The 4,591-nt window shown below is 40.1% G+C and carries 3 protein-coding genes; 2 read left to right on the plus strand and 1 reads right to left on the minus strand.

Annotated elements, in window-relative coordinates:
- A partial coding sequence (locus NJ959_RS25940) for a methylated-DNA--[protein]-cysteine S-methyltransferase (RefSeq protein WP_254014650.1) occupies positions 1-613 on the plus strand: 613 nt, incomplete at its 5' end.
- A gap of 378 nt (positions 614-991) precedes the next feature.
- On the opposite strand, the gene NJ959_RS25945 is transcribed toward NJ959_RS25940, so the two are convergent.
- Entirely contained in the window at positions 992-2,770 is a 1,779-nt protein-coding gene (locus NJ959_RS25945) for an AAA-like domain-containing protein (protein ID WP_254014651.1), read from the minus strand.
- 347 nt (positions 2,771-3,117) lie between these two features.
- Between NJ959_RS25945 and NJ959_RS25950 the strand changes: the two genes are divergently transcribed.
- Positions 3,118-4,359, plus strand: a complete 1,242-nt coding sequence (locus tag NJ959_RS25950) for a tetratricopeptide repeat protein (protein ID WP_254014652.1) — start codon at positions 3,118-3,120, stop codon at positions 4,357-4,359.
- Positions 4,360-4,591 lie beyond the last annotated feature (232 nt).

The raw sequence follows: 4,591 nt of genomic DNA on the forward strand, positions 1-4,591 counted from the left end.
ATCCTTCATCCTTCATCCTTCATCCTTCATCCTTCATCCTTCATCCTTCATCCTTCATCCTTTTGATATAATAATAGATGGGCTGTCTGTAGGAGAAAATAATCGGATGCGTATCAATTTCACGATAGTCGATTCTTCTCTGGGTAGTTTGGTAGTTGGAGCTACTCAACAAGGGATATGTGCTGTTAATTTAGGTGATTATGATTCTGTGATCAAGACAGGATTTTTAGCTCAGTATCCCGGTGTAACTGTTCATCTTGATGACACTGGAATCAGGAAATGGGTTGATAGGATTAATAATTATATCAACGGTGAGGAATTCGCCCTTAATTTACCCTTAGATGTCAGGGGTACTGACTTTCAGCGGCAAGTTTGGCAGGCGTTGCAAACTATTCCTTATGGTATGACTAGCACCTATAGTGAAATTGCTGAAATTATTGGTTATCCTAAAGCGGCTAGAGCTGTAGGTAATGCTTGTGGCGCTAATCCAGTAGCCTTGATAATTCCCTGCCATCGAGTCGTCGGAAAAAATAACAATTTGGGTGGCTATCGCTGGGGTAGGGAATGGAAGAAAACTTTGCTAGCAATGGAGCAAGCTGCGATCGCAAGTTAGTTATAATGAATTATAAACATAATTATTCTAACTATAAAGACGAATTGCCAAAACCGCCAGTGGCTATCAGCCACTGTCTCATAGCTAAAGTCGTCTTTAGACGACTGAATAATATATATTATTAGTCCATTTCAATGGACTTAAGCTATAAGACAGAGAATTTATTCTCTGTCGGTTATAGCAATTAGTAGCAACGGATATCGATTGGACAAGAAACTTCGATTTTTTGGACAAAGAATTGCAACAAGTCGTGCAAGATATCGAAGATTTGCGGCAAATTTATATCTCTGATTTATCAGGAGAATAGCTTGCACAGCTACACCACAGATAACGATTGTGGTTTGTTACCCAAGGGTAACGCACCCTACAGATACTAAATCACAAAAGGCGATCGCAAAAATAATCCTGATACAATTTACATCTGGGCATACAATCATTTCCGCGTAATGTCACTAATCCCATACTATTTAACTTAAATGCGTGGATTGAGGGTAATCTAACGGGAATAGAATCCCTCACAACTTCTCTCATCGCTACTATCAATTCTGGATACTTTTCCAGATTCCACAAATGTCGTCGCAAATGATCCGTGTAAATACCTGCCTCAGTAGGAGCTGATTTTAATAATTCTTCTAGTGTAACACCATGACGAGCTATTCTATACATTGCTAATCGAATTAAATAGGGATGCCCTCCCACTAACTCCATCAATTGTTCCACTTGATTTGTCGGCCAATCTAATCCATGGCGTATCGCTAATTCTGCTACCTGTTGCCCATTAAACTCTGGCAATTCAATCGGCAAACCCACATTAAACGGAGACTTATTTATATCTAAAGGAATATATACTTCTGTAGAATGAACCACCACTAACCGCAATTTTTTCCAAATATCGCGCCGCTTGGCTTCTTCGTGGAGGGATCGCAATAATCCAAAAAAGTCATCAGCAATTTCCGGAGATTGAAATACTCGATCCACTTCATCTAACCCTAATGTTATAGATGTAGGAATTTCTGGTAATAAATACTGTTCAAAATAAGCCTTACAACTTTGATTACTACCAATAATTTCAGCTAACTGAGCGTACTTCGCTAATTGCTCAGTATTTAGTAGTCCTAATTCCATACTAATACTGGCACAAAACCACTGTAAAAAAGTATCCGAATTAGCAAATACGCGCTGATTTGCCAGTTGTAAACTTAATGCCACACTATGGGAACCTTCCCTTTCCGCATGATGGAGAATCCGTGCCATCAGGGAAGTTTTACCCATTTGTCTGGGTGCTTTAATCCGGATTAATGCACCAGGTTTGCTAATGGTTTCATAACATAAAGATTCGATAGGCAGACGATTTATATAAAAATGAGATATTAATTCAACTTGCCCTTCAGGTAATTCCGGTGCGGCGACTGGTAGAGGAGTTTCTGAAGTTGGAATTATTGCTTCTTTTCCTATCTTTCTAATTGCACTCCACTCCACTGCTAATTTATGATTCGCGGGGAGAGAGGTACGGCATTCTGTAAGGATTTGGAGTATTTCAGAAATGAGAATTGAGGGATTTTCTGTACAATTCCACTGCCATAGCTGAATTCCTTGTAAAAGTTGAAGTAAGTCAAAGGAAAGAGGAGTATTTAAGTCGAGACAGATGGGTAAAATGGCTGGTTTTTGGGGTGTTATCTGGTGCAATTCTTTGGCATGACGCACATCTTCTAATAAGATTTCACTGATAACAGATTCTTGAGATATTAAAATTAACCAGTAATCAGATTGTTGGAGAGAGGAATTGAGAGGAGTGTTTTTCCCTGGAATAGAAACATGATGATTAGCGGCAATTAAAGCATCTTGTAATTGTTGACTTAAGTGAAGTTGTAGGGAAGATTCGCTGATGAGAATATTGAAACCAATCCCTTGTTGTACCTCCTTGGAGTGAGGATAATCCTGAAAGTCAGCAATATCGCGCCACTCCTGCCCCAAGGCGCGACAAATTTCGATAAAATTCACATAATCAACAGGTTTACCATTGAGGAAGTTACTGACAGTCGATTGGGCGATGCCTAATTCTTCCGACAGGAGTTTCTGGCTAGGGAAGCCATTTCTCAGGAGGGAGGATTTGACAGCGGTAATGGCTTGGGCATGGATGAATAGGGAGCGCGGCATTACTCAAATTTGGTTTAGATACTGCAACAATTTTAAATCGATCTCCGCCCCAAAGTCGATGAGAAGTCAATCGATACTCGAAGAAGTCAGTGCGTATCTCGCATATCGACTGGATTTAATTGAAATGAAACTAAACTGAGCTACTGAGTCAATCATTGAGTCAAATAATGAGTTAAATAATGAGCTGTCAAGCCTAGATGAATAGTGGTAAGCTAAAGGTGTGGTTCGGAAAACCCCAAAACTAATTCATAGCAAGCATTTCAATGCGTGACTTAAGTCAGTGGGGATTTCAGATACCGACGGCGTTTAATTGATATTAAACCAATTCCATGATTGGGAAGGTAATTATGCAACCAAGATTCTCAAGCATTCTGATTAACACCGTTATTGCTGTCATCCTGTCTCAAGGAATCTCTATCCTGAATCGGACAGATTTGGCGAGATCTCAATCAATCAGAGAAACTGTACCGCAATTATTAAAAGATAGTCAAGATGGAAAAGAAAAGGATACCGAAACCTACTTAAATCGCGGTATTACTCTCTTTCAGCAAGGAGACAGCAAGGGCGCGATCGCTGAATATAGTCGAGCAATTGAGATTAATCCTAACTATACCGAAGCATATGTCATGCGCGGTATTGCTCGCTATCAATTAGCAGAGACAGAAGGGGCTATATCTGATTTTGATAGAGCAATCCAGATTAATCCTAACTATGTGGAAGCATATGTTGTACGCGGTATTGCTCGCGATGGATTAGGAGAGAAAGAGGGATCAATTGCTGATTATAGTCGGGCAATTGAGATTAATCCTAACTATGCCAAAGCCTACTTATATCGAGGTAATGTTCGCGCTCAAATAGGAGACACAGAGGGAGCGATATCTGATTACAATCGAGCAATCCAGATTAATCCTAATGATGCTAATCCCTACTACAATCGGGGTGTTAGCCGATACGATCGAGGAGACAAAAAGGGAGCAATTGCAGATTTTAATCGAGCAATTGAGATTAATCCTAACGATGCCTTAGCTTACGTTATGCGCGGTAATACTCGCGATGATTCAGGAGACGCAGAGGGGGCGATATCCGATTACAATCGGGCAATTGAGATTAATCCTAATGATGCTAATCCCTACTACAATCGTGGTGTTACTCGATATAGGCAAGGAGATAAAGAAGGAGCAATTGCTGATTATAGTCGGGCAATTGAGATTAATCCTAACTATGCCAATGCCTACCACAATCGGGGTATTACTCGCTCTCGCCTTGGAGACAATTCAGGAGCAATTGCTGATTATAGCAGGGCAATTGAGATTAATCCTAACTATGCCAATGCCTACTTAAGCAGGGGTGCTATTCATGCTAGACTAGGAGATAAAAAGAGTGCGATCGCAGATTTCGATCGAGCAATTCAGATTAATCCTAACTTAGCATTAGCTTACGCCAACCGAGGTGATATTCGCGCTCAAATAGGAGACAAAGCAGGAGCAATACAAGATTTCCAGAAAGCGGCTGATTTGTTTAAACAACAGGGAAATGAAGAGTCATATCAGGAAATACTTAGGGTACTCCAGGAATTAAAGCGACAGTAATTTTAATCTAGGGTGGGCAGTCTCTCTGAGAAGTTGAAAAACTGATTATTAGGCTAGTGGAAACTGCCCAGACTACAGTCCTTACCAGTAAACCTGTTATAGTAAAGCATTAGTTTTGATTTTGATTGACTAAATATTGCAACAATTTAGCTTTCATTTTGACTTCCATAGCATCTCACTTTAAGATAAAATCACAATCGGGACTTACGGGATTCACAAGACTACACAATTG

Origin of the sequence: Limnofasciculus baicalensis BBK-W-15, assembly GCF_024178385.1 — a bacterium.
GTDB lineage: Bacteria > Cyanobacteriota > Cyanobacteriia > Cyanobacteriales > Coleofasciculaceae > Limnofasciculus > Limnofasciculus baicalensis.